A 20,147-nucleotide genomic window follows, 5' to 3' on the forward strand; every position below is an offset into this window, starting at 1 on the left:
GTTCCCACCGTCAAGATTTTCCCGAGGTTCGTGCCATGAACGCCAACGCTTTGCTCGCTCCCCTCGCCCCCCTGCGCGCCCACGGCGGCAAGCGTCGGACGCAAGGTCTCGACGACGCCACGCTGCTGCGCCTGTCCGCGAACCACCCCGAACTCGCGCAGGCCATCGCCGCCGCAGCCGCCGAATACGCGCGCGTGCGCGCCGAGTTCGCCGACCTGCTGGACCTGGACGAAGACGCGCAGATCCGCGCCGTGCAGGCCGGCTACGTCAATTTCTATTCGATGGACGCGGTGAACCCCTACGTCGCGCTCGCCGCGCGCGGCCCGTGGGTGGTCACGCTCAAGGGCGCGGTGCTCCACGACTCGGGCGGCTACGGCATGCTCGGCCTGGGCCACACGCCGGACGCTGTGATCGAAGCGATGGCCCGCCCGCAGGCGATGGCCAACATCATGACGCCGAATCTTTCGCAGCTGCGCTTCGACCGCGCGATGCGCAAGGAAATCGGCCACACGCGCGGCGGCAGCCCGTACACCAAGTTCCTGTGCCTGAACTCCGGTTCGGAAAGCGTGTCGCTCGCCGCGCGCATCGCCGACGTCAACACCAAGCTGATGACCGATCCGGGTGCGAAGTACGCCGGCCGCGCCATCAAGCGCATCGTGGTGAAGGGTAGCTTCCACGGCCGCACCGAGCGCCCGGCGCTGTATTCGGATTCCTCGCGCAAGACCTACCTGCAGCACCTGGCCAGCTTCCGTGGCGAAGACACGCTGCTGACGGTCGAGCCCTACGACATCGACCAGCTCAAGCAGCTCTTCGCCGACGCCGATGCCAACAACTGGTTCATCGAGGCGATGTTCCTCGAGCCGGTGATGGGCGAAGGCGACCCGGGCCGCAGCGTGCCGCCGGCGTTCTACGCCGCCGCGCGCGAGCTCACCAAGTCGCACGGTTCGCTGTTCCTGGTCGACTCCATCCAGGCCGGCCTGCGCGCGAACGGCGTGCTGTCGATCGTCGACTACCCGGGCTTCGAAGGCCTGGAAGCGCCGGACATGGAAACCTATTCCAAGGCGCTCAACGCCGCGCAGTACCCGCTGTCGGTGCTCGCCGTGACCGAGCGCGCCGAGAAGCTGTATCGCGCCGGCACCTACGGCAACACGATGACCACCAACCCGCGCGCGCTCGACGTGGCGGTCGCGGTGCTCGAGCAGTTCACGCCGGCGATCCGCACCAACATCCGCGAACGCGGCAAGGAAGCCATCGCCAAGCTCGAAGCGCTGAAGGCCGAGCTCGGCGGCCTGATCACCAAGGTCCAGGGCACGGGCCTGCTGTTCTCGTGCGAACTCGCCCCGCAGTTCAAGGGCTACGGCGTGGGCTCGACCGAAGAATGGCTGCGCGAACACGGCATGGGCGTGATCCATGGCGGCGCGAACTCGCTGCGCTTCACCCCGCACTTCATGGTCGACAGCGAAGAGATCGATCTGCTGGTGTCGATGGTGAAGCGTGCGTTGGTGGAAGGTCCGCGGCAGGCGCAGGCGGCGGCGGCCTGATCAGCGCATCGTGACCCACAGCGCGGCAACCGCCGCGCTGCCCAGCACCACCATCGTCAGCACCATGCCGAGGAATCGGCCCATCGACGTGCCCGCGTGGCGGCCCAGGCCCCACGCGTGCAGCACGCGGCCGAGCAGCAACAGCGCGCCGCCGGTGAAGATCCACTGGCGGCCGACGCCCGCGATTTCGAGCAGCGCGAGCAGCAACAGCGCCAGCGGCACGTATTCGATGAAGTTGCCATGCACGCGGACCCAGCGGCGCAATTCGTCGCTCTGTCCGGCACCGATGCCGACCTGCGCCTTCCCGCGCCAACGCGACACCTGCGCGGTCAGCCCCATCAACATCAGCGCATGCAGCGCGGCGAACAACAGCGTCGTCGTCGGCAACGGCATCGTCGCCGCGGTCGGCGCCAGTTGCGGCAAGGGCGGATCGTTGCGCGCATCGAGCGGATCGCCGGCGATCGGGAACCACGTGCCGCGTTCGAGCGACACGCGTCCCTTCAGCGGCGGCAAGGTCAATTCGCGCCAACCGATGCGCAGGTCGCCGATCTGCGGATCCAGCGGATTCTCCGCGCTGCCCAGGCCATCGCCTTCGGGTTGGAAGGTCGCGGCGAGATTCCCCGGCAACGCCGAGAAATTCGGGCGGAACAAGCGCCACTGACCGTATTGTTCGATCACGCTGCGGTCGACCGGCTTGTCGTCGAGCGTCACCTGTTGCGCGGTCCAGCGTCGTCCGCGCATCGGGAAATCCGGGTTCTCGTGGCCCGGTGCATAACCGCTCGAATCGATCGGCGTTTCGCTCCAGACGCGTTCGTAACCGCCGTCCTTCGCGCGCCATTGGTACATCTCGACGCGACGTTCCAGGCCGAAGTGCCGCGCGCTGACACCGAACTCGCGGTCGCGCACCACTTCATCGGACACCGGATCGCCTTCCTGCGCGTGCACGAAACCCGCCGCCAGCAACATCAGCAGCGCCAGGATCCCCCGCAGCGCGGGGCTCATGCGGCCAGGGCCCGCGCGTGCAGTTCGGCCACTTCGTGCGTCGTGCCGAAGCGGCCCGTGGCGTCGCGCACGACCTGCGCGAGCGCGCACTCCGGATCGTGGGTGAAGAACAGATGCACGTTGCGCGCGAGCTTGTCTTCCAGAAATTCGCGCTTCTCGTCGATCAGCAACTCGGCGTTGCGGTCGTAGCCCATCGTGATCGGCACGTGCACCCACGGCCGTCCGGGAATGAGGTCGGCGCAGAACACGACACCGCCGTGCGCTTCACCGTTGCTCGCATCCGGGCCGATGATTTCCGACAGCATCAAACCGGGCGTGTGCCCGTCGCTGTAATGGAAACGCACGCTCTTGCCGAGCGCCGGCGTGTGCGCGCCCGCGACCAGTTCCAGGCGTCCGCTTCTTTCCAGCAGCCCCTGCAACTCGGGAATGAAGGAAGCGCGGTCGCGCGCGTGCGGATGGTTCGCGCGTTCCCAACATTCCTTGCTGACGACGTAGGTCGCATTGGGGAACAACAGTTCCGGCGCGCGGCCCTCGGCCCAGGGCGCGAGCAGGCCGCCGGCGTGGTCGAAATGCAGGTGCGAGAGCACGACGACATCGACGTCCTCGTGTTCGAAGCCCGCCGCATGCAGGGACTCGAGCAACACGTGGCGCTCTTCGACGACGCCGTAGCGCTCGCGCATCTTCGGATCGAAGAACGCACCGATGCCGGTTTCGAACAACACCGTCTTGCCGTTGAGCGGGCTGGCGAGCAGCGCGCGGCAGGCCAATGCGATGCGATTGGCTTCGTCGGGCGACGACCAGCGCGACCACAACGCGCGCGGCGCGTTGCCGAACATCGCGCCGCCATCGAGCTTCTGCGAGTTGCCGAGGATCGACCAGAGCTTCATGCGGCCGATTGTAAGCGCAGGCGTGGTTAACGAACCGCTAGCGCACCGGATCGGCGGACAAATGGAAGACGAACGCGCCGCCTTGCGGTTCGCTCGCCGCCACTTCGATCGCGCCGATCGCGCCGCCGGCCGACAGGCGGCCCTCGCCCATCGCATCCGGCGCCCTTCCCAGGCCGAACAGGCGCCCGCGCCAGCCCTTGATGACGATGCGCGCACCGGGGCGGCCTTCCAGCCGCAGCACGCCCGAGGCGTCCTTCGGCACCGCGACGTTGCGGCCGCCGGTGTCGTCCAGGTCGTCCTGCTGGAAGGCGAACAACGCATCGTCGTCCGCTTCCACCGTGAAGCGCCAATCGGTGGTGCCCGGCGAGCCATCGTGTTCGACGGCGATGCGGTCGACCGCGACCGTGTAGCGATCGACGGGCTTCGGTGTTTCGCGCGCCGGGGTTGCTTGCGCTTCGGCACGCGGCGTCGCGGACGCGACGGCGGCCGCGGGCGCTTGCGGCGGATTGCGATCGCCGCGCACGTTGACGTACACCGCGGTCAGCGACGCGATCAGCGCCGCCGCGCCCGTGAGGATCGCGGGCACGTGGTGCAGCGTCGGCTTCTTCGGCGGTTGTTCGCTCATTTGCCCTTCGTGCCGCTCAGCTGCACCTCGGCCTTGCCGACGGGATTGCGCGGGTCGCTTCCGCCCGACAACGTATTCGTGCGGCGATCCCACTGCACCGTCTGCAGGTTGCCCCAGGTCGGTTCGGCGGCGTTGACGGTATGGCCCATCGCTTCGAGTGCCTTCACCGCTTCCGGCGACAACGCACCCTTCTCCGCGGAGATCACGTCCGGCATCCACTGGTGGTGGAAGCGCGGAAGCGCGGCGACTTGTTGCGGCGAGAGGGCCGCGTCGTAACCGAGGATGCCGAGCAGCACTTCGGTGATGATGCGGCTGCCGCCGGGTGCGCCGATGGCGATGGCCTTGTCGCCGTTGTCCAGGAACGTCGGCGTCATCGAGCTGAGCATGCGCTTGCCGGCCTTCGGCGCGTTGGCTTCGAAGCCCATCACGCCGAATGCGTTCGGCGTGCCCGGGCGCAGCGCGAAATCGTCCATTTCGTCGTTGAGCAACACGCCCGTGCCCGGCGCGATCATGCCCGAGCCGTACAACAGGTTGACGGTCTGCGTCGTGCTCACGCGGTTGCCTTCGGCGTCGATGATCGCGAAGTGCGTGGTCTCGTCGTCTTCCAGCGGTGCCGGCTGTCCGGAGATCAACGCGCTCGGCGTCGCCTTGTCCGGATGGATCGAGGCCCGCAGGCCCGCGGCATAGTTGCGATCCATCAGGCGCGCCATCGGCACGGTCACGAAATCGGGATCGCCCAGGTAGATCGTGCGATCGCGGAATGCGCGGCGCATCGCTTCGACGGTGACGTGGACGCGATGCGCTTCATCGAGCTTGGCCAGGTCCCAGCCTTCGAGGATCTGCAGCATCTGCGCAAGCGCGACGCCACCCGACGACGGCGGCGGTGCGGTGACGACATCCCAACCGCGATACTTGAACCGCAGCGGCTCGCGTTCGCGCACGTGGTAGCTCGCAAGTTCCGCGGCGGTCCACTTGCCGCCTTCTTCGGCGACGCCCTTCAACAATTTTTCGGCGACTTCGCCTTTGTAGAAACCGTCGCGGCCTTTTTCGGCGAGCAATTCGAGCGTGTGCGCCAGGTCGGGCTGCTTGAGGATTTCCCCCGCCTTGGGTGGCGTACCGTCGGCGAGGAACACCGCGCGCGTGCCGGCGTAACGCTCCATCACTTCGCGRCGGCTGCCGTAACCGCGTTCGAGGCGCGGATAGACCTCGAACCCTTCGCGCGCCAGGCGGATCGCCGGCGCGAGCGTGGTGCGCAGGGGAAGCCGGCCGTACTTCGACGCGATATGCACCAGCGCCGCGGGCAAACCCGGGATGCCGGCCGACCACGGGCCGTTCTCGGCGCGGTCGACGTCGAGCTCGCCCTGCTTGTCGAGGTAGGCCTCGGGCGTCGCCGATTCGGGCGCGGTTTCGCGCGCATCGACGAACACATCGCGATTGGTCTTCGCATCGTGCAGCAGGAAGAACCCGCCGCCGCCGATGCCGGAGGAAATCGGTTCGACCACCGAAAGCACGGCGGACGTGGCGACCGCGGCGTCGAAGGCGTTGCCGCCGTTGCGGATCGCTTCGAGGCCCGCGTCGGTGGCGAGCGCCTGTGCGCTGGCGACGACGGCGCCGGGCGGATGTTGCGGGCGCGCGGCGCCTGCCTCGGCGGCCGCGGCGGTGAAGGTCGCGCACAACAAGAGCGTCGCGCAGAAGGTGAAGGCGTGCCGGATGACCGGGCGCAACGCTGGTGTCATGCAGGAGGCTCCGTGGTGCCGTCTTCCTGCTGCAGGCGCAGGAGCTTGGCGAGCAGTTGCTCGTTGGATTCGGGATGCGCGGCATCCGGATCGATGCATTCCACCGGACAGACGACCACGCATTGCGGTTCGTCGTAGTGGCCGACGCATTCGGTGCAGCGCGCCGGATCGATCACGTAGATCGTTTCGCCCTGGGAGATCGCCTTGTTGGGGCAGACCGGCTCGCAGACGTCGCAGTTGACGCAGAGCTCGTTGATCTTGAGGGACATGGGTTGGGACCGGTGCGCGTGGCCGACGTGCGGCCACGCGCCGGAAATACCTTATTTCGCTTCGACGAACACGTACTTGGCGCCCGACTTGGTCACCACCGGCTGCACGCGGGCGTTGTCGGCGGACTGGCCGATGAAGAGCACCTTGACGCCCTTCATCGAATCGGCCGGCACGTCGGTGAACGCCGCGATGACCAGGTCGCCCATCTTCGCCGAGGCCGGCGAGACGAAGGCGAGCATGTTGCCTTCCAGGATGCCGCGGGTGAGATCGCTCTTCACCTTGTCCATCTGCGCGTCGTACTGCGCCTGGAAGTCCGGATCGGTTTCCTGCGGCAGGAAGTAGACGAAGGGCGCGCTGGTGACGCCGTCCATGTTCTTCTTGACCACGTCGCTGGCGTAGGCCTGCCAGGCGTTCGGATCGCCGTTGGTGGGCACGGCCACCGCGGCGGCCACGGCCTTCGGGGCTTCTTCCTTCTTGCACGCCGCCAGGGCGACGACAGCGAGCAGCGCGAGCAGCGCGGTGCGGGACATCGTGAGCAGCTTGTGTTGCATGGTGGAACCCCCCGGAACTAAACAGTCGATCAGACGGAAGTGCGCTGCCATTCGGCTTGCAGCGCGGCGGCGACCGCCGCCGGCACGAACCCCGAGACATCGCCGCCGAGGCGGGAGATCTCGCGTACCAGCGACGAAGAAATGAAACCGTATTGCTCGGCGGGCGTGAGGAAGAGCGTTTCGACACCCGGGATCAGGTGCCGGTTCATGCTCGCCAACTGGAACTCGTATTCGAAATCCGACACCGCGCGCAGGCCGCGCAGCAGCACGCCGGCGCCCAGTTCGGTGACGAAGTGCGCGAGCAGGCCGGAAAAGCCGCGCACCTCCACGTTCGGGTGGCGCGACAGCGCCTGCCTGGCCAGGTCCACGCGCAGGTCCAGCGGCAACGCCGGACCCTTGCCCGGGCTGTGCGCGACGCCGACGATCAGGCGCTCGAACAGCGGCGCTGCGCGGTCGACGAGGTCCACGTGCCCGTTCGTGATCGGATCGAACGTGCCGGGATAAACCGCGATGCGGGAGGCCACGGGCATTGCGTGCGCGGTTTCGGCTCAGGAGTCGCCGGCGAGTGTAACCCGCCGGTAGAGCGCATAGCGCACCTCGCGCGTCCGGCCCTCGCGGTGCAGGCGCCAGCCCTCCGGCGGCGGCGCGTCGTCGGCCGCGGGGGCCTCCACGTACAACCAGCCGCCGGCGCGCAAGCGCGGGACCAGCACCGGCAGCACGCCGCCCCACAGGTTCGCGTCGAAGGGCGGGTCCACGAAGGCCAGGTCGAAACAGCCTTCGGGCTGCGCATGCAGCCAGGCCATCGCATCGGCCTGCACGATTTCCGCCGCGTCGCCGCCCTGCAAACGCGCGGCCGCCTCGCGCAGGCACGCCGCCGCCTCGCGATCGTGTTCGACCAGGACCGCGCTTGCCGCACCGCGCGAGAGCGCTTCGAATCCGAGCGCGCCGGTGCCGGCGAACAGATCGAGCACCTGCGCACCCGGCAAGATCGGCATCAACCAGTTGAACAGCGTTTCGCGCACGCGATCCGAACTCGGGCGCAGGCCCGGGCGATCGGGCACGCGCAGTTTCGTGCCGCGCCAGCGGCCGCCGATGATGCGGACCTGGCCGGCGGAAGGGTCACGGCGCGTCATCGGGGCGTTCCGGGGGTGGGTGCTACCATGCCGGCCATTGTCCAACATCGAATGCCGCGGCCGCATGCGCTGGTTCCGACGCAAGAAATCCGACGACGGCGCGCCGCCTTCGACCGACCTTCCGACCGACGCACCGCGCCCCGACGCGCCGTCCGAGGTCGCGCCGGCCGCCGGCGAGCCCGACGTTGCGCCCGTGGAAATCGACCGCAACTTCGAACCGGTCGTCGAGCCGCCCTTCGTCGATCGCGCCCCGGCCGCCTCCGCCGGCAAGCCCGGTTGGCGCGAACGCCTGCGCGGCAGCGGGTTCGCGAAGAGCCTCGGCGGCCTGTTCTCGCGCAATCCCAAGCTCGACGACGACCTGCTCGACGAGATCGAAACCGCCTTGCTCACCGCCGACGTCGGCGTGGCGGCGACGACGCAACTGCTCGAAGGTTTGCGCCAGCGCATGAAGCGCCGCGAATTCGCCGATGCCCGGGCCTTGCTGCATTCGCTGCGCATGGAGTTGATCGCGATGCTCGCGCCCGTCGCGCAGCCGCTGGTGATCGATCCGCGCGCCAAGCCCTTCGTGCTGCTCACCGTCGGCGTCAACGGCGTGGGCAAGACCACGACGATCGGCAAGCTCGCGCGTCGCTTCAAGGATGAAGGCCGCAGCCTGATGCTCGCCGCGGGCGACACGTTCCGCGCCGCCGCCGTCGCGCAATTGCAGGCCTGGGGCGATCGCAACGACGTGCCCGTCGTCTCGCAGGGGCAGAATGCGGATGCGGCCTCGGTCGCGTTCGATGCCTTGAATGCGGCGAAGGCGCGCGGGGTCGATGTCCTCATCGCCGATACCGCCGGCCGCCTGCACACGCAGCAAGGCCTGATGGCCGAACTGGGCAAGATCCGCCGCGTGATCGCGAAGGTCGATGCGTCCGCGCCGCATGAAGTGCTGATGGTGATCGACGGCACGACGGGCCAGAACGCGCTCTCGCAACTGCGCCAGTTCAACCAGGCGGTGACCGTCACCGGTCTGGTCGTGACCAAGCTCGATGGCACCGCGAAGGGCGGCGTGGTGTTCGCGCTCGCGCGCGAGTTCGGCATTCCGATCCGCTACGCGGGCATCGGCGAGCGTCCGGAGGATCTGCGCGTGTTCGATGCGGAAGCCTTCGTCGACGCCCTGCTCCCGGAATCGCTCGGCACCTGATGACGCGCGCGCGCCGCTGGCTGCTGGCCTGCGCGGCGGTGGCGCTGCTGCTCGCGCTCGTCGCGTGGTGGGCTTCGCGGCCGCAACGCGTTGCGTCCTTCGTCGTTTCGCAATTGAGCGCGACGCTGGGGCTCGAAATCACGGCGCGCGGCACCTCCGAATATCGGTTGGCCGGTGGTCCGCGCCTGGTGTTGCGCGATGTGCAGGCGCGCGCGCCCGGTGCGCCGCGTCCGTTGTTGCGCGCCGCGCGCATCGACGTGTCCGTGCCGTGGTCGACCGTGCGCTCGCGCGGCGCGGACCTGGCGATCAAACGCGTCGAACTCGACGCCCCCGTGCTCGACCTGCCGATGCTGCAGGCGTGGCTCGCCTCGCGCCCGCCGAGCGAACAGCAGACGCCGACCTTGTCCGATGGCCTGCGCGTGCGCGATGGGCGCGTGCTGGGTGCGGGATGGTCGGTCGATGCGATCGCGCTCGACGTGCCGCGCGTGATGCCGGATACGCCGGTCGACGCCGATGTGTCGGGCCGATACGTCGCCGCGCAGACGCGCGTGCCGTTCGCGCTCGCGCTTTCGTTGCGCAAGCCCGCGAACGACGCCGGCCTCGGTGCGCACGGCACGCTCACGCTGGAGCAACCCGGCCGCCGCATGCCTGCGACCTTGCGCGTGTCGGGCCCGTTGCATGTGGACGACCACGGCGTTCGCATCGCACCGCTGCGTGCGTCCATCGTCGCGCGCTACACGCAGAAGGACCTCGACCTGCCGTTTGCGTTCGCGCTCAACGGGCCGCTGCGCATCGGAGGCGGCGCGGTTTCGCTGTCGCCGGCGGGTATCGCGTTACGCGGCAAGGGCGTCGTTCCGAATCTCGATGGACGCGTGGCCTTTGCGTACACCGACAAGGCGATGCTGCATCTGGGCGGCAAGTTGGCGACGTGGCCGGACGCATGGCCCGCATTGCCGCCGCCGATCGGACAATCGAATGCACCCTTGCCGGTCGTGCTCGATTACGCGGGGCCTTTCGATTTCTCGTCGATCGCACGCCTGCAACTGGCGCGCGACGAAACGCGCTTCGATGCACGCTTTGCCTTGCCCGCCGTCCTCGACTGGATCGATGCAGCGCCGGGTTCGCCGCTGCCACCGTTGAGCGGCCGCCTCACCACGCCGACGCTCGATATCGGCGGCGCAATCCTGGAAGGCGTCGACATGCGCATGCACGATCCCGCGCTCGACACCGTGGCGCCATGATCCAGGCCGAATCCTTCGCCGACCGACTGCTTGCGTGGTTCGATGTTTCCGGTCGACACGACCTGCCCTGGCAGCATCCGCGAACGCCGTATCGGGTGTGGTTGTCGGAAGTGATGCTGCAGCAGACGCAGGTGCGCGTCGTGATTCCGTACTTCGAGCGTTTCATCGCGGCCTTGCCTGATGTGCCCGCACTCGCGGCGGCGCCGCTCGACGAGGTCATCGCCCTGTGGGCAGGCCTGGGCTACTACGCACGCGCGCGCAACCTGCATGCGGCCGCACAAGCCTGCGTCGATCGACATGAAGGCGATCTGCCGCGCGATCTCGACGCACTGATCGCCCTGCCCGGCATCGGTCGCAGCACCGCTGGCGCGATCCTGTCGCAAGCGTGGGGCGATCGCTTTCCGATTCTCGACGGCAACGTCAAACGCGTGTTGTCGCGCGTGCACGGCATCGAAGGCTATCCCGGCCTGCCCGCAGTCGAAAAACAATTGTGGGCGATCGCCGAAGCGCAATTGCCCGACGCGCGCATGGCCGACTACACGCAGGCGCAAATGGACCTCGGCGCCACACTCTGCACGCGCGCGGATCCGGCATGCGTGCTATGCCCGATGCAAAGTACCTGCGTGGCCTTGCGCGAAGGCCGCACGGCCGAGCTGCCCACGCCGAAACCCGGCAAGCCGCTGCCCGAACGCAGCGCGCTGATGTTGTGGATCGAAGATGCGCAAGGCCGCGTGCTGCTGCAGCGCCGCCCTGCCACCGGCATCTGGGGCTCGCTGTGGTCTTTCCCCGAATACGCCGATCGCGATGCCGCGCGCGCCTGGTTCGCCGACCACATCGCCGCCGAGTTCGAAACCTCCGAAACCCTGGCGCCCGTCGCGCATGGCTTCACGCATTACCGCCTGCACATCCAGCCGCTGCGGTGGCGGGACACGCAGCCCCTGCGCGCGGCGAGCGATAATGGCGACCTGCGCTGGATCCCGCGCGCGTCGCTGGGCACGCTCGGCCTGCCCGCGCCGGTCCGCAAACTACTGGAAACCTGAAATGCCACGCACCGTGTTCTGCGTCGTCGACCAGATCGAAACCGACGGCCTCGATTTCATTCCCTGGCCCGGCCCGGTGGGCAAGCGCGTGTTCGAACACGTGGGCAAGCCGGCATGGCAACGCTGGCTCGCGCACCAGACCATGCTGATCAACGAGAACCGCCTGTCCCCGCTCGACCCCAAGCATCGCGCGATGCTCGAGGTCGAAATGCAGAAGTTCCTCTTCGGCGAGGGCGCCGAGAAACCCGCGGGCTACGTCGCGCCCGACGCCTGATCCCTCAGATCGCCATCGCCTTGCGCTGCGCCTGCACCCCTTCGATGTTGAGCGGACGAATCTCTTCGATGCGGCAATGCATGGGAGAACCGCTGAACGCCACGCGATCGAACTTCGCCTGCACCCACGAACCGGTTTGCGTGGTGATGACCATCGCCCCGGCACCGTTGTCGTAATCCAGGCACGGGCCGCTGAGGGTCATGAGGTAGGTTTCCTTCGGGCGCATGGTCACGACGATGTGGTTGCCGTCGACTTCCTCCCAACCCTGCGGCGAGAAGTAATTGATCTTCGCCACCGGCTCGCCGGCATTGTCCTGGTAGAGGGACAGACGTTCGGCGCGCGTCATGCCCGACGAACACGCGGCGAGCGCCAAGGTCGCGGAGACCGCCGCGATCGCGGAAAGCACCTGGCCTTTCATCTTCGAACCTCCGGTATCGCGGCCCCATTGCAGGGTCGCCCGATCCATCTTGCTCCCGACGAACCTGCGCGGTTCAACCCCGCCCGCACGCTATTCAGCGGCCATCCGGCTTGCCCTGCCCCCGCCCTTTCCGTAACATGCGCGGCTCGCTGGCCGGGTAGCTCAGTTGGTAGAGCAGGGGATTGAAAATCCCCGTGTCGGGGGTTCGATTCCCTCCCCGGCCACCAGCGATTTCAAGGTTTTACGCAGCCCGCACTCGTTGCGGGCTTTTCGTTTGTGCCAAAAACGTGTCATCGATCCGGCACGCGGCGCCGCGCAGGTGATCCGCCGCCAGGTGCGCGTACCGCAGGACCATCTCGTAGCTAGCCCAACTGCCTAGCTCCATCAGTTCCTGCAACGGCGTTCCGCTTTGGACATGCCACGACGCCCAGGTGTGGCGCAAATCGTGCCAGCGAAACGTCCGTTCGATCCCGGCCCGTGCCAGCGCCGCTTTCCACGCTTTGGTCGAACATCGCGCCACGGGCTTCCCTTCATAGGTGAAGACGTGCGCGTTGTCCTGCCCGAGTCGCCGCCGCAGAACCTCGACGGCGGACTCGTTGAGTGGGACGCCAATGGCCCGTCCGGCCTTGGCTTCGTCTGGATGGATCCATGCAACACGGCGGGCCATGTCCACCTGCTCCCACCGCAGGAAGGACACGTTGCGCTGTCTCAGGCCCGTTGCGAGTGCGAACTGCGCCATGTCCCGAAGGTGGGCCGGCAACTCCGCAAGGAGCCGCTGTGCCTCCTCCGGGGACAAGAAGCGAATGCGCCCCTTCGGTTCCCGGTACAGCCGGACTTTCGGAATGGTGTCCAACCAATTCCATTCGTCCCGTGCGCGCCTCAGGATCGCCCGGATGAGTGCCAGGTAGCGGTTCGCATTGCTCGGACTCGACTCGCGCGTCTTTCGCTCCGCGATTGCATCGACCACATCCCGAGTCACTTGCGACAATTGCAAGTGACCCAAGAAGCGATGCAAATACCGCAACTTCGCCACATCCTTTCCATGCGTTCGCTTGTCGCGTGTTTCCTTCACCCATCGCACGGCCGCGTCCTGCCAACTTCGCTCGGGTTTGACTCCTAGCCTTTGCTCTTCCCACAACCGGACCTTGAGCCGGTCGTGGTACTCCTGCGCGTGGGCTTCGTTGTCAGTCCCAGTAGAACTGCGTACTCGCGTGCCGTCTGGTGCGGTGATTCGGACCCACCAGACATCACCGCGTCTGTATAGCCCCATGAGGATTTCTCCCGGTTGGAGCCACTTAGCGGCGCTTGCCTGCGGCCAGCGTAAAGCTGGCCGAGATACGCGGCAAGGTCGTCTTCGAGGAATACCCAGCGCTTGCCCGGCTTGGCCGCTTTAAGTCGGCCTTGGCGGGCATGCTGGCGCAGGACGGCGGGCGACATGCGGAGGAAGCGCGCGGCTTCCTCCAGGTCGAATGAGCGCATGGCACACCCCCGCTCATCGGTCGTCCAAGCGCACGTTGTAACGACGCGCCTTGGCCTTCGTTTTGCGGCGGATGTAGTCCTGCAATCCTTCCGGGAATTGGCGCTGCGGGTCGCTCCAGTACGCCTCCATCGCGTGCAGGAACTCCCCGAATCCATGATCGAAGTCGGTGATGCCTTCGCGCGCCATGTAGCCCGACAGGCCCGAAATTCCGTGTCGAAAAAGGCGGTCATCAGAAGGGAGACGGCGCTTGGGTACCCGAGTCATCGGCGGCGCTTCCGGGTCGATATCCCACAAGCGAGTCAAGTCTTCCCACACCGGATGGGTCTGCCACCGGCTGCGGGTGTCGTCTGATTCCGAAGGAATCGCAAGCCTTAACCACTCCGCGCAAAGATAGCCCCACAAATTGCCGCACATGGCCAGCGCTTCACTGGCTGGTCCCAGCATCGGCTCCGGTAAGCCTTCGCGGCGAATCTGGAACTCCATGCGCCAGACATCCTCCTGCCCGTTCCAACCCTCCATTGCCCACAACGGTCGCATGTAGTCCTTTCCGGACTTCTGAATCTCGCGCGTTTTATTGTAAAGACGTGCACTGACTTCATTGCCGGGGCCAAACGTTACGCCGGTTCGCGCATCGCCTTCTTCGTGGATCGCCCGCGTCTTGCAGCGCTTCACCCAGTGGTGCCCGGGAAGTGATGCCAGGTCATAGTCAGCACAGAAGTCCGCGAAGAGATCGATGCGGCTGATCTTCGGCGGACCGCTCAACTGCCCCATCTTTTCAACCAGCGCTGTAATTGCGCGCACTGCTTCTTCGGGTCCAACGGCGGTCAAATACTCACTTCGGATTTGCACCAACGCCAACGGCAAGACTCCCGCTGATGCATTGGACAGTTGGATAGAGAACCAGTTGTCTTCCAGCACGAAGGCGAACCTCCCCCGGCCGCGCGGCATCACCAAGAACTGGTGATCTTGAAGGCTAATCCCGGCAAGTGAAGCGACATGCTCGTTTGCCGATTGAGCGCGGTCCTTGCACTGCTGTAACCAGACTGCAAGCTCTGGGTCGACTGATCCGGGAAAGGACAGATACAAGCTGTCCACCCCATGCCGGAGCGGTCTGATGCAGTTTGCGGGTGCTGTGATACTGGGTGGCGCACCCGCTGCGGCTCCGGCCAAGGCCGCTCCCGCGGCCTTCTGGCCGTCGTCCGCCGCATGGCGGCACTCGAATTCCCCGTTCATCGCATTCTTCCTAGTCGCTCCGGAATTGGAGCAACATGGAAGCTATGCCTTGGTTTTCCTGGGCCAAACCACACGGAATAGCAAAACTATGTGGTTGCGCTTTCTTCCCATCGCTCAAATGCAGTAAAGAGTCCCTTGAACGGGTCGGCGCCACGCGAGTCGTAAAGTCTTAGGCGCTCAGTGACCAAGCGGAATACTGCGTCCCGTCCGTACGATTCGACCGTCCCGCCTTCTCTAAAAACGCGCTCCATGTAGCGCAACTGCCAGCTTGGCTGCAGTTGCTTACTCGGACCTTTTACCGCAGCACGCAAGACCAACGCCAATGCTCTCCTATCTCCTCCGAGTTGGAGTTTGGCCAGGTGTGACGCAACGGACGGCATTGTTATTACGCTTGGATCAACTGAGGCTGCGTGCCGAAGCGCAACCGCATCACCATCCAATCCCTTGCTCACAAGCTCTGGAATTGACAGGGAATAGAGGCCGATGGATCGACAAGAGTAAGAGAGCGCAATCAGCAGCGCGACTACAACAACGACCTTTCGCCGTTTGCATCGCAAGTTGCTTTCGTCTGCCTCTATGCTATCCAAGCCGTTTAGCAGGTCTTCGTATCTGTTCTCGCCCGCAGCCTTTACCAGCAGTTCCGCAGAATCGGTTAGTTGCGAAAGAAAATAGACAAGCTCGGGGACGCTAAGCTCGTGCGCCCAGGACCAGCTAATGGGTAGCCCGCTTCGCCTGAGATACTTTGGAATCCATCGCTCGCTGAAGAGACCATGGATCGATCGCTCAAGTCGCGCAAACTCGGCAACTCTCGAATTGATCCTGGCAGCCTGATCGGGAGTCAGAGCTATTTTTCGCCCCGCGACATTCACTCGAACGCGTTTTTTGGCCACGACTTAGCCCCGCTGCCTCAGGAAAAAGTTCCGTCGCTATCGGTCCCCTTCGCGGGAGGAAAGATGATTGGGACCGAGAACTTCACCCGAGAATGCGTCGAAGACTCCCCATGAGAAGCGCCCTGCGAGCCCAGACCCACGGCGCCCAAGTAGACGCCGATGCCACCTTTCGTGTCAGTGGCCGTTCCGTCGGCCAAGACGATGTCGAACTCAACGTGGGCGACAGGGCGCCCTCGGCTGTCGGTGATTCTCCCCACTAAGTCGGTCCGCCCATAAAACTTGAACGACCCCAAGCTCGCCCCGCTCTCGTGCGCGGCTTCACTTGCGTCAGCCACGCCGTTGACGATCTCGACCAACGCTCGTTTCAGGAAATCCTGCAGGTTCATACGCGTTCCTTCACTGGTATCGAATAGGCCAACCTGCGCCCAATCGCAGATTGCCTGCATCGTATCAGCGGGGATCGGAATGTCCGTTTGGGTCAATAGTGGTCACTACGTGACCGGCTGTAGCCCCGGGCGGGCCAGGTGGCCGAATGTCCGCTTTCGACCCAAAGCGGACATTGGGGCGCGCGGCCCGCAGTTCGACCACCGCGGCTGGCGTCGTGTCGGATAATCTCGTCGGATGGAAACTGACCGCGTCTATCGCGCCGACTTCGGAAGCTACGCGCTTTGGCTAACGCTGCTCGGCATTCCGCTCGTGCCGGCTGCCGCTGTGCTCGCGAAGTTCGGTTGGGTGGAGTTTCAGGCCAAAGGCATGGTGATGCCCGTTGTGTTTTGCCTCGCGGCCATGGCAACAGCGTTTCTTTGGCTTTCTCGCTATCGGCTGACCTTCTCGTCGTCCGGCATCGCGTATCGCTCGTGGCGCCGGGCCTGGGGCGTGCCGTATAGCGACATCGGCGCGATTTTCCCGTCGCGTGTGGCGCCCATTTCAGGAATTCCAATTGGCGTCTACGTGCAGATCAAAGGCGGGCGCAGAGAGCTTGTGTACACCAAGGCATTCTCGATGGCCGCAATCAATGAGCTGCTTGCTCTCGCCGCAGCCGGTAACGAATGACCGCTTATGGCCGAAAGCGGACATGCGGGCACCGCTCATCCACCGGGAACCATGCATGTGTCTTGAAAATCAACTTCCACTTCGCTGCCCATGTTGCGCCTACAAGACGCTGCGTGAGCGCGGAACATTCCAAGTCTGCGCTGTCTGCTACTGGGAGGACGACGGCCAAGACGATTTCGACGCCGACGTCATGCGGGGTGGCCCCAATGGCGACCTCAGCCTCACCCAGGGTCGCGCCAACTACATGGCGTTCGGAGCTTCTCGGGAAGAAGACCTTCCGCACGTTCGTCCACCGCTTCCGGAAGAACTACGGGATAAGCCCTGACCTCGAATGACCGCTTTCGACCCATAGCGGACATTTGGTCCGGTCTATCATCTCGGCCTCAGGAATCGGGGGCCCCACCGTCCAATGCACGTTGAACGCACCTTACGTTCGCCGATCGATAGATCAGTTCGCTTCGGCGGCATGGTGTTGGCGCACGCCGCGTTGATTGCGTCCGATCTGGGCGAAGGTGAACTTGTCTGCCCGTTCGCGATTGTCACGAAGGACGACAATCGGGAACTGGTCCCCTTTGAGGCCGAGTCGCAAGCAGAGGCTATCGAAAACGGTAAAGCCAGCCTTGCGGAGTTCAAAGAACACATCGACGACTGGGGCTTCGGTCGCGAGGGTTTGTGGTCCGAGCCTGGCGGCACCATAAACGCGGACGTGCTTATCGTTTCCGCCTGGACTCACGGCATGGACGAGCCGATTGTTTTGATGCAGCGTTTCCGCCCGGCAACAGCAGGGCAGTTCATGCTTTTCGGGCCAGTCGACATCGTGATCGACGGGCGCGTTCTTGCCTCGGAGGAAGCAGCTCCGTTGCGAGCGCTCGTTCTTGATGGCATCGCGCTTCACCCCAGCGATGTGCCGTGGGCGAGCTGGTTGGAACACTGATGGCGAGTGAGACCCGGGAAGCCAATGTCCGCTTTTGGCCGAAAGCGGACATCGAGCTTGGGTGACCGCTTTCGACCCAAAGCGGACATTCGATCCTTATTCGAGGTGCAGGCATTCGAAGGGCTTGTTGGCCGGACCGCGTCCGCATACCGTGACGCCGTATCAARGGGGGCGCGATGAAACGGTTGATGGACATGGCGTTGCTTGGACTCGCGAGCGTTCTCGGTTCGCTGTTTACTGGCTGCGCAAGCTCGCCTACGTCGAACACGGAAAATGCGTTGGTTCATACGAGCGTATGCCAGCTGGTGGCAAACCCGGAAAAGTTCGCAGGCAGTCGAGTTCACCTAAAATCCATGGTTAGGCCTTCTGCCCATTCGGTTATCTTGCTTTATGACGACAATTGCAAAGACGCGGTTGTCGTACTGGACGTGCCAAGCAACCTAGAGGGCGCGCCCGAGATAGAGAAGATGATGAACCTCGTTTGGGAAGGCTATCCAGGGCCAAGAGCGAGCAACGTCACCATAGATCTGTACGGGGTCTATCGGTGGAGAAAGAATGAAGTCCCGTCGCGGTATATCGTTGCTGAAAGCGTTATCGATACCGCAGTGCGGTAGGGGCTGACCGCAGCCAACTGGTGCGAACACCAATGAAGGCGTGCAGCTCGACCCTGCCGAATAGACGGGATGTCCGCTTCTGGCCGATAGCGGACATCCGTGGCCTCGCTCAACTGCCCTAGAGGACGACTCAACTACGGCTTGAATAGGTGGCAAGCGCCGCAAGTGGCTGATTGAATTAAGAACTCGCCAACTTTGACTGTGCCTTGAAAAGTTCCGCGCCGGACTTCTGAAAGCCGCGCTGTGCCTACGTTCTGAGGCGACGCAGGGACAGATGTGTCAAAGGTGTGCCTAGGTGTCCGCTTTCGGCCAGCGGTCATTCGGTGCCGTTCCGGGTCGGGCAGGCAGGCCGAGACAAGCTGCCAATCCAGGCCGAAAAAAAAATTTGTAGTTGCCACAAATGCGACGCGACCCGCGTCCCATTGCTGGGCGTGAAGGGTCGTTAAGCTTAATGATGATCCCATAATAGGATCGATTAAGAGGCCCGCGGTTGTGGAAATGAATTCTGATCGTGACAGTCAATTCTTGCTTCTTCTCGATGCGCTCGAAAGCGGTGTAACGCCTAGCGATAGGGCGGCGGTTGAACTTCAAGAAATGGGGTTTATCGAGCCTGGTCCGAACGGCGAATGGGTGATGACGATAACCGCCCGCGTGAAACTGCAGAACCTGCGTTCCATTAAACGACTAGCCTCAAGCGTTGAGTTGTTTAGCGGCGACGTTTCAGACTGGTCCACCTGAGTACCGCCGCAGAGCCACGCCAATCTATGATTGCGCAAACTCCGCAAGTGGCATAGCTCGGGGTGGGAAGCTCCTGTCGCAGGCGAGTTCAGACGCAAGGCTCGGGGTCAAGCCGTCGGATGTCCACTCGTCGTAACCCTTCGAGAAGGGCCCCTGTTGGAGCGCATCGTTTTTAAGAGGCGTCGTGGCCGCGACTGAGCCAGGCGATCGCGGCAGCGCGATCTTTGAATCGGCGCACCTTGAATCCAATGATGGTGGCAATTCCCTCGGTGGGCGCGGCGTGGAAATCCGGCGGATTAACTAGCGCGATCTTCAACCCGCGCATGCTTGATTCACTTCGCATCCGCGCTTCCAGTTGCTCGAAAGCCTCCACCGAAGGGGAGTCCACCCACGCCTGCGTGTAATCAATCAGAACGCGGGTGATCGCGCCCTCAATTACCAGCGGGGCGAGCACGTCGAACGTGCCGATCCTGTCGCGAAAGGTGACCGGCCCCTGATAGCTCACCTCGATCCGGTGGGCTTCCTGATGGACCTCGATCCGTCGCTGCATCATTTTCGTAGGGATTGGGGGAGTTGCCATTTTAAGGCGCGGGCCATGCTGGTAGACGATTTAGGGCCGCCGCTAGGCGGAACGTCGCAGCGCGGGTATCGCTTGTGTTGCGCCCGGTCGCTAGACTCGGCTCATCCGGGGGACCAATGAGCCAAGAGGCAGTCGTTCTCGTCCAGTTCGTTGGTGGCCCGATCCATGCGGAATGCCGCTGGATGAAGGAGGTGCAGGAGCTGTTCGAGCATCACCTACCGACCGGACACGTCGCGGTGTACGGGCTGCGCCCGGCCCCAATGGGAGTTGATTGGGGCGCGCGCCTTTACGCGCCAGTGGGAATATCAGAGAGCGTGTACCTCGACCAATTCGCGACCCTGCCGCGCCCGGTCTCAAACGGATCGCTCGACTGACTTTGATCATGCATCGGCCTGTCCCACCAGGTCATCGATAGATGACAACGGCGCGAGATGACAACGGCGCGGGCAAGCCAAAACCAAGATGCGGTCGTTGCAAATCCGAATGTCCGCTTTGGGTCGAAAGCGGACATCCGAGCGCCGGTCTTTCACCCGGTGACCAACAGTCACTCCCAATGACCGCTTTCGGCCAGAAGCGGACATTCGCTTACGAAATAGACCGAGCGCGCTGGGAGCTCTACGCCGACCAACAGTAGAGCGGACTGCCGAACACGCCAGGCGCGCCAAGGTTGCTCTGATCAGTGCCCCAGAAGCAAAGGAATCGTTCTCGCTGCGGCTGATACACG

23 protein-coding genes, 1 tRNA gene and 3 pseudogenes are annotated in these 20,147 nt (G+C 64.7%); 12 read left to right on the top strand and 15 right to left on the bottom strand.

What is annotated here, in order from left to right; translation table 11 throughout:
* Positions 1 to 35 precede the first annotated feature (35 nt).
* Complete coding sequence (locus tag AC1DOM_RS03530) at positions 36 to 1,541, top strand: aminotransferase class III-fold pyridoxal phosphate-dependent enzyme (RefSeq protein ID WP_498960320.1); 1,506 nt, start codon at positions 36 to 38, stop codon at positions 1,539 to 1,541.
* On the opposite strand, the gene AC1DOM_RS03535 is transcribed toward AC1DOM_RS03530, so the two are convergent.
* Genes AC1DOM_RS03535 through rsmD form a run of 8 tightly spaced genes read right to left on the bottom strand, consistent with a single transcriptional unit; the run spans position 1,542 to position 7,745 of the window.
* A complete protein-coding gene (locus AC1DOM_RS03535) occupies positions 1,542 to 2,543 on the bottom strand; it encodes a TMEM43 family protein (RefSeq protein ID WP_498960322.1) in 1,002 nt (333 codons plus the stop codon).
* The gene (locus tag AC1DOM_RS03540; protein WP_498960324.1) at positions 2,540 to 3,430 is read right to left on the bottom strand and encodes an MBL fold metallo-hydrolase; all 891 of its coding nucleotides are present in this window, start codon (positions 3,428 to 3,430) and stop codon (positions 2,540 to 2,542) included. The genes AC1DOM_RS03535 and AC1DOM_RS03540 overlap by 4 nt, the downstream gene beginning before the upstream one ends.
* Positions 3,431 to 3,467: 37 nt before the next feature.
* The gene (locus tag AC1DOM_RS03545) at positions 3,468 to 4,055 is read right to left on the bottom strand and encodes a hypothetical protein (RefSeq protein ID WP_498960326.1); all 588 of its coding nucleotides are present in this window, start codon (positions 4,053 to 4,055) and stop codon (positions 3,468 to 3,470) included.
* Entirely contained in the window at positions 4,052 to 5,791 is a 1,740-nt protein-coding gene (ggt, locus tag AC1DOM_RS03550) for a gamma-glutamyltransferase (protein WP_498960328.1), read from the bottom strand. Before ggt ends, AC1DOM_RS03545 begins: the two co-directional genes overlap by 4 nt.
* Positions 5,788 to 6,060, bottom strand: coding sequence for a YfhL family 4Fe-4S dicluster ferredoxin (locus AC1DOM_RS03555; RefSeq protein ID WP_156643005.1), 273 nt, complete (start codon positions 6,058 to 6,060; stop codon positions 5,788 to 5,790). The genes ggt and AC1DOM_RS03555 overlap by 4 nt, the downstream gene beginning before the upstream one ends.
* Positions 6,061 to 6,111: 51 nt before the next feature.
* Positions 6,112 to 6,612, bottom strand: a complete 501-nt coding sequence (locus AC1DOM_RS03560) for a hypothetical protein (RefSeq protein ID WP_498960330.1) — start codon at positions 6,610 to 6,612, stop codon at positions 6,112 to 6,114.
* Positions 6,613 to 6,641: 29 nt separating this feature from the next.
* The gene (coaD, locus tag AC1DOM_RS03565) at positions 6,642 to 7,142 is read right to left on the bottom strand and encodes a pantetheine-phosphate adenylyltransferase (RefSeq protein WP_498960332.1); all 501 of its coding nucleotides are present in this window, start codon (positions 7,140 to 7,142) and stop codon (positions 6,642 to 6,644) included.
* Positions 7,143 to 7,160: 18 nt separating this feature from the next.
* A complete protein-coding gene (gene rsmD, locus AC1DOM_RS03570; RefSeq protein WP_498960334.1) occupies positions 7,161 to 7,745 on the bottom strand; it encodes a 16S rRNA (guanine(966)-N(2))-methyltransferase RsmD in 585 nt (194 codons plus the stop codon).
* Positions 7,746 to 7,986: 241 nt separating this feature from the next.
* On the opposite strand from rsmD, the pseudogene ftsY reads away from it, so the two are divergent.
* The 4 genes and pseudogenes from ftsY to AC1DOM_RS03590 form a co-directional block, all read left to right on the top strand.
* Positions 7,987 to 8,928, top strand: a pseudogene (gene ftsY, locus AC1DOM_RS03575) (signal recognition particle-docking protein FtsY); the annotation flags it as partial.
* Positions 8,928 to 10,169: an AsmA family protein gene (locus AC1DOM_RS03580; protein ID WP_498960336.1), complete on the top strand. Its 1,242-nt coding sequence runs from the start codon at positions 8,928 to 8,930 to the stop codon at positions 10,167 to 10,169. The pseudogene ftsY and the gene AC1DOM_RS03580, both read left to right, overlap by 1 nt.
* On the top strand, positions 10,166 to 11,209 hold the full coding sequence (gene mutY / locus AC1DOM_RS03585; RefSeq protein WP_498960338.1) for an A/G-specific adenine glycosylase: 1,044 nt from the start codon (positions 10,166 to 10,168) through the stop codon (positions 11,207 to 11,209). The genes AC1DOM_RS03580 and mutY overlap by 4 nt, the downstream gene beginning before the upstream one ends.
* 1 nt (position 11,210) lies before the next feature.
* Positions 11,211 to 11,483, top strand: a complete 273-nt coding sequence (locus AC1DOM_RS03590; protein ID WP_498960340.1) for an oxidative damage protection protein — start codon at positions 11,211 to 11,213, stop codon at positions 11,481 to 11,483.
* A gap of 4 nt (positions 11,484 to 11,487) precedes the next feature.
* Here the strand turns inward: AC1DOM_RS03590 and AC1DOM_RS03595 are convergent, their stop codons facing one another.
* Complete coding sequence (locus tag AC1DOM_RS03595) at positions 11,488 to 11,949, bottom strand: DUF6491 family protein (protein WP_498960342.1); 462 nt, start codon at positions 11,947 to 11,949, stop codon at positions 11,488 to 11,490.
* Positions 11,950 to 12,052: 103 nt separating this feature from the next.
* Here AC1DOM_RS03595 and AC1DOM_RS03600 point away from each other — a divergent pair.
* Positions 12,053 to 12,128: transfer RNA gene (locus tag AC1DOM_RS03600), tRNA-Phe, on the top strand.
* 14 nt (positions 12,129 to 12,142) lie between these two features.
* Here the strand turns inward: AC1DOM_RS03600 and AC1DOM_RS03605 are convergent.
* From AC1DOM_RS03605 to AC1DOM_RS03625, 5 genes and pseudogenes are all read right to left on the bottom strand, one after another.
* Positions 12,143 to 12,982: a tyrosine-type recombinase/integrase gene (locus AC1DOM_RS03605; RefSeq protein ID WP_498961246.1), complete on the bottom strand. Its 840-nt coding sequence runs from the start codon at positions 12,980 to 12,982 to the stop codon at positions 12,143 to 12,145.
* 51 nt (positions 12,983 to 13,033) lie between these two features.
* Positions 13,034 to 13,171, bottom strand: a pseudogene (locus tag AC1DOM_RS03610) (hypothetical protein); the annotation flags it as partial.
* 119 nt (positions 13,172 to 13,290) lie between these two features.
* A pseudogene (locus AC1DOM_RS03615) lies at positions 13,291 to 13,380 on the bottom strand (hypothetical protein); the annotation flags it as partial.
* A 13-nt stretch (positions 13,381 to 13,393) separates the two neighbouring features.
* Positions 13,394 to 14,614 (bottom strand): 3-isopropylmalate dehydratase small subunit, encoded by a 1,221-nt coding sequence (locus AC1DOM_RS03620; RefSeq protein ID WP_498960344.1) that lies wholly within the window; start codon positions 14,612 to 14,614, stop codon positions 13,394 to 13,396.
* 907 nt (positions 14,615 to 15,521) lie between these two features.
* A complete protein-coding gene (locus AC1DOM_RS03625) occupies positions 15,522 to 15,890 on the bottom strand; it encodes a hypothetical protein (protein WP_498960346.1) in 369 nt (122 codons plus the stop codon).
* A gap of 235 nt (positions 15,891 to 16,125) precedes the next feature.
* Here AC1DOM_RS03625 and AC1DOM_RS03630 point away from each other — a divergent pair, with 235 nt between their 5' ends.
* The 5 genes from AC1DOM_RS03630 (at position 16,126) to AC1DOM_RS03650 (ending at position 18,843) form a co-directional block, all read left to right on the top strand.
* Entirely contained in the window at positions 16,126 to 16,557 is a 432-nt protein-coding gene (locus tag AC1DOM_RS03630; RefSeq protein WP_498960348.1) for a hypothetical protein, read from the top strand.
* Positions 16,558 to 16,612: 55 nt separating this feature from the next.
* Positions 16,613 to 16,882, top strand: coding sequence for a CPCC family cysteine-rich protein (locus AC1DOM_RS03635; protein WP_498961248.1), 270 nt, complete (start codon positions 16,613 to 16,615; stop codon positions 16,880 to 16,882).
* A gap of 84 nt (positions 16,883 to 16,966) precedes the next feature.
* Complete coding sequence (locus tag AC1DOM_RS03640) at positions 16,967 to 17,491, top strand: hypothetical protein (RefSeq protein ID WP_498960350.1); 525 nt, start codon at positions 16,967 to 16,969, stop codon at positions 17,489 to 17,491.
* A gap of 176 nt (positions 17,492 to 17,667) precedes the next feature.
* Positions 17,668 to 18,105, top strand: a complete 438-nt coding sequence (locus AC1DOM_RS03645) for a hypothetical protein (RefSeq protein ID WP_498960352.1) — start codon at positions 17,668 to 17,670, stop codon at positions 18,103 to 18,105.
* A 498-nt stretch (positions 18,106 to 18,603) separates the two neighbouring features.
* Positions 18,604 to 18,843: a hypothetical protein gene (locus tag AC1DOM_RS03650; protein WP_498960354.1), complete on the top strand. Its 240-nt coding sequence runs from the start codon at positions 18,604 to 18,606 to the stop codon at positions 18,841 to 18,843.
* A 172-nt stretch (positions 18,844 to 19,015) separates the two neighbouring features.
* On the opposite strand, the gene AC1DOM_RS03655 is transcribed toward AC1DOM_RS03650, so the two are convergent.
* Positions 19,016 to 19,393, bottom strand: coding sequence for a SpoIIAA family protein (locus AC1DOM_RS03655; RefSeq protein ID WP_498960356.1), 378 nt, complete (start codon positions 19,391 to 19,393; stop codon positions 19,016 to 19,018).
* 146 nt (positions 19,394 to 19,539) lie between these two features.
* Here AC1DOM_RS03655 and AC1DOM_RS03660 point away from each other — a divergent pair, with 146 nt between their 5' ends.
* Positions 19,540 to 19,797, top strand: a complete 258-nt coding sequence (locus AC1DOM_RS03660) for a hypothetical protein (protein WP_498960358.1) — start codon at positions 19,540 to 19,542, stop codon at positions 19,795 to 19,797.
* Positions 19,798 to 20,147 lie beyond the last annotated feature (350 nt).

It is taken from the genome of Lysobacter sp. P5_B12 (genome assembly GCF_056400425.1).

What these genes read in the sequence shown, in the direction of transcription:
- AC1DOM_RS03530 (WP_498960320.1), top strand. Translation starts at nt 36, where the DNA reads ATGAACGCCAACGCTTTGCTCGCTCCCCTCGCCCCCCTGCGCGCCCAC.
- AC1DOM_RS03535 (WP_498960322.1), bottom strand. Translation starts at nt 2,543, where the DNA reads ATGAGCCCCGCGCTGCGGGGGATCCTGGCGCTGCTGATGTTGCTGGCG.
- AC1DOM_RS03540 (WP_498960324.1), bottom strand. Translation starts at nt 3,430, where the DNA reads ATGAAGCTCTGGTCGATCCTCGGCAACTCGCAGAAGCTCGATGGCGGC.
- AC1DOM_RS03545 (WP_498960326.1), bottom strand. Translation starts at nt 4,055, where the DNA reads ATGAGCGAACAACCGCCGAAGAAGCCGACGCTGCACCACGTGCCCGCG.
- AC1DOM_RS03555 (WP_156643005.1), bottom strand. Translation starts at nt 6,060, where the DNA reads ATGTCCCTCAAGATCAACGAGCTCTGCGTCAACTGCGACGTCTGCGAG.
- AC1DOM_RS03560 (WP_498960330.1), bottom strand. Translation starts at nt 6,612, where the DNA reads ATGCAACACAAGCTGCTCACGATGTCCCGCACCGCGCTGCTCGCGCTG.
- coaD (WP_498960332.1), bottom strand. Translation starts at nt 7,142, where the DNA reads ATGCCCGTGGCCTCCCGCATCGCGGTTTATCCCGGCACGTTCGATCCG.
- rsmD (WP_498960334.1), bottom strand. Translation starts at nt 7,745, where the DNA reads ATGACGCGCCGTGACCCTTCCGCCGGCCAGGTCCGCATCATCGGCGGC.
- AC1DOM_RS03580 (WP_498960336.1), top strand. Translation starts at nt 8,928, where the DNA reads ATGACGCGCGCGCGCCGCTGGCTGCTGGCCTGCGCGGCGGTGGCGCTG.
- mutY (WP_498960338.1), top strand. Translation starts at nt 10,166, where the DNA reads ATGATCCAGGCCGAATCCTTCGCCGACCGACTGCTTGCGTGGTTCGAT.
- AC1DOM_RS03590 (WP_498960340.1), top strand. Translation starts at nt 11,211, where the DNA reads ATGCCACGCACCGTGTTCTGCGTCGTCGACCAGATCGAAACCGACGGC.
- AC1DOM_RS03595 (WP_498960342.1), bottom strand. Translation starts at nt 11,949, where the DNA reads ATGGATCGGGCGACCCTGCAATGGGGCCGCGATACCGGAGGTTCGAAG.
- AC1DOM_RS03620 (WP_498960344.1), bottom strand. Translation starts at nt 14,614, where the DNA reads ATGAACGGGGAATTCGAGTGCCGCCATGCGGCGGACGACGGCCAGAAG.
- AC1DOM_RS03625 (WP_498960346.1), bottom strand. Translation starts at nt 15,890, where the DNA reads ATGAACCTGCAGGATTTCCTGAAACGAGCGTTGGTCGAGATCGTCAAC.
- AC1DOM_RS03630 (WP_498960348.1), top strand. Translation starts at nt 16,126, where the DNA reads ATGGAAACTGACCGCGTCTATCGCGCCGACTTCGGAAGCTACGCGCTT.
- AC1DOM_RS03635 (WP_498961248.1), top strand. Translation starts at nt 16,613, where the DNA reads ATGTGTCTTGAAAATCAACTTCCACTTCGCTGCCCATGTTGCGCCTAC.
- AC1DOM_RS03640 (WP_498960350.1), top strand. Translation starts at nt 16,967, where the DNA reads ATGCACGTTGAACGCACCTTACGTTCGCCGATCGATAGATCAGTTCGC.
- AC1DOM_RS03645 (WP_498960352.1), top strand. Translation starts at nt 17,668, where the DNA reads ATGAAACGGTTGATGGACATGGCGTTGCTTGGACTCGCGAGCGTTCTC.
- AC1DOM_RS03650 (WP_498960354.1), top strand. Translation starts at nt 18,604, where the DNA reads ATGAATTCTGATCGTGACAGTCAATTCTTGCTTCTTCTCGATGCGCTC.
- AC1DOM_RS03655 (WP_498960356.1), bottom strand. Translation starts at nt 19,393, where the DNA reads ATGCAGCGACGGATCGAGGTCCATCAGGAAGCCCACCGGATCGAGGTG.
- AC1DOM_RS03660 (WP_498960358.1), top strand. Translation starts at nt 19,540, where the DNA reads ATGAGCCAAGAGGCAGTCGTTCTCGTCCAGTTCGTTGGTGGCCCGATC.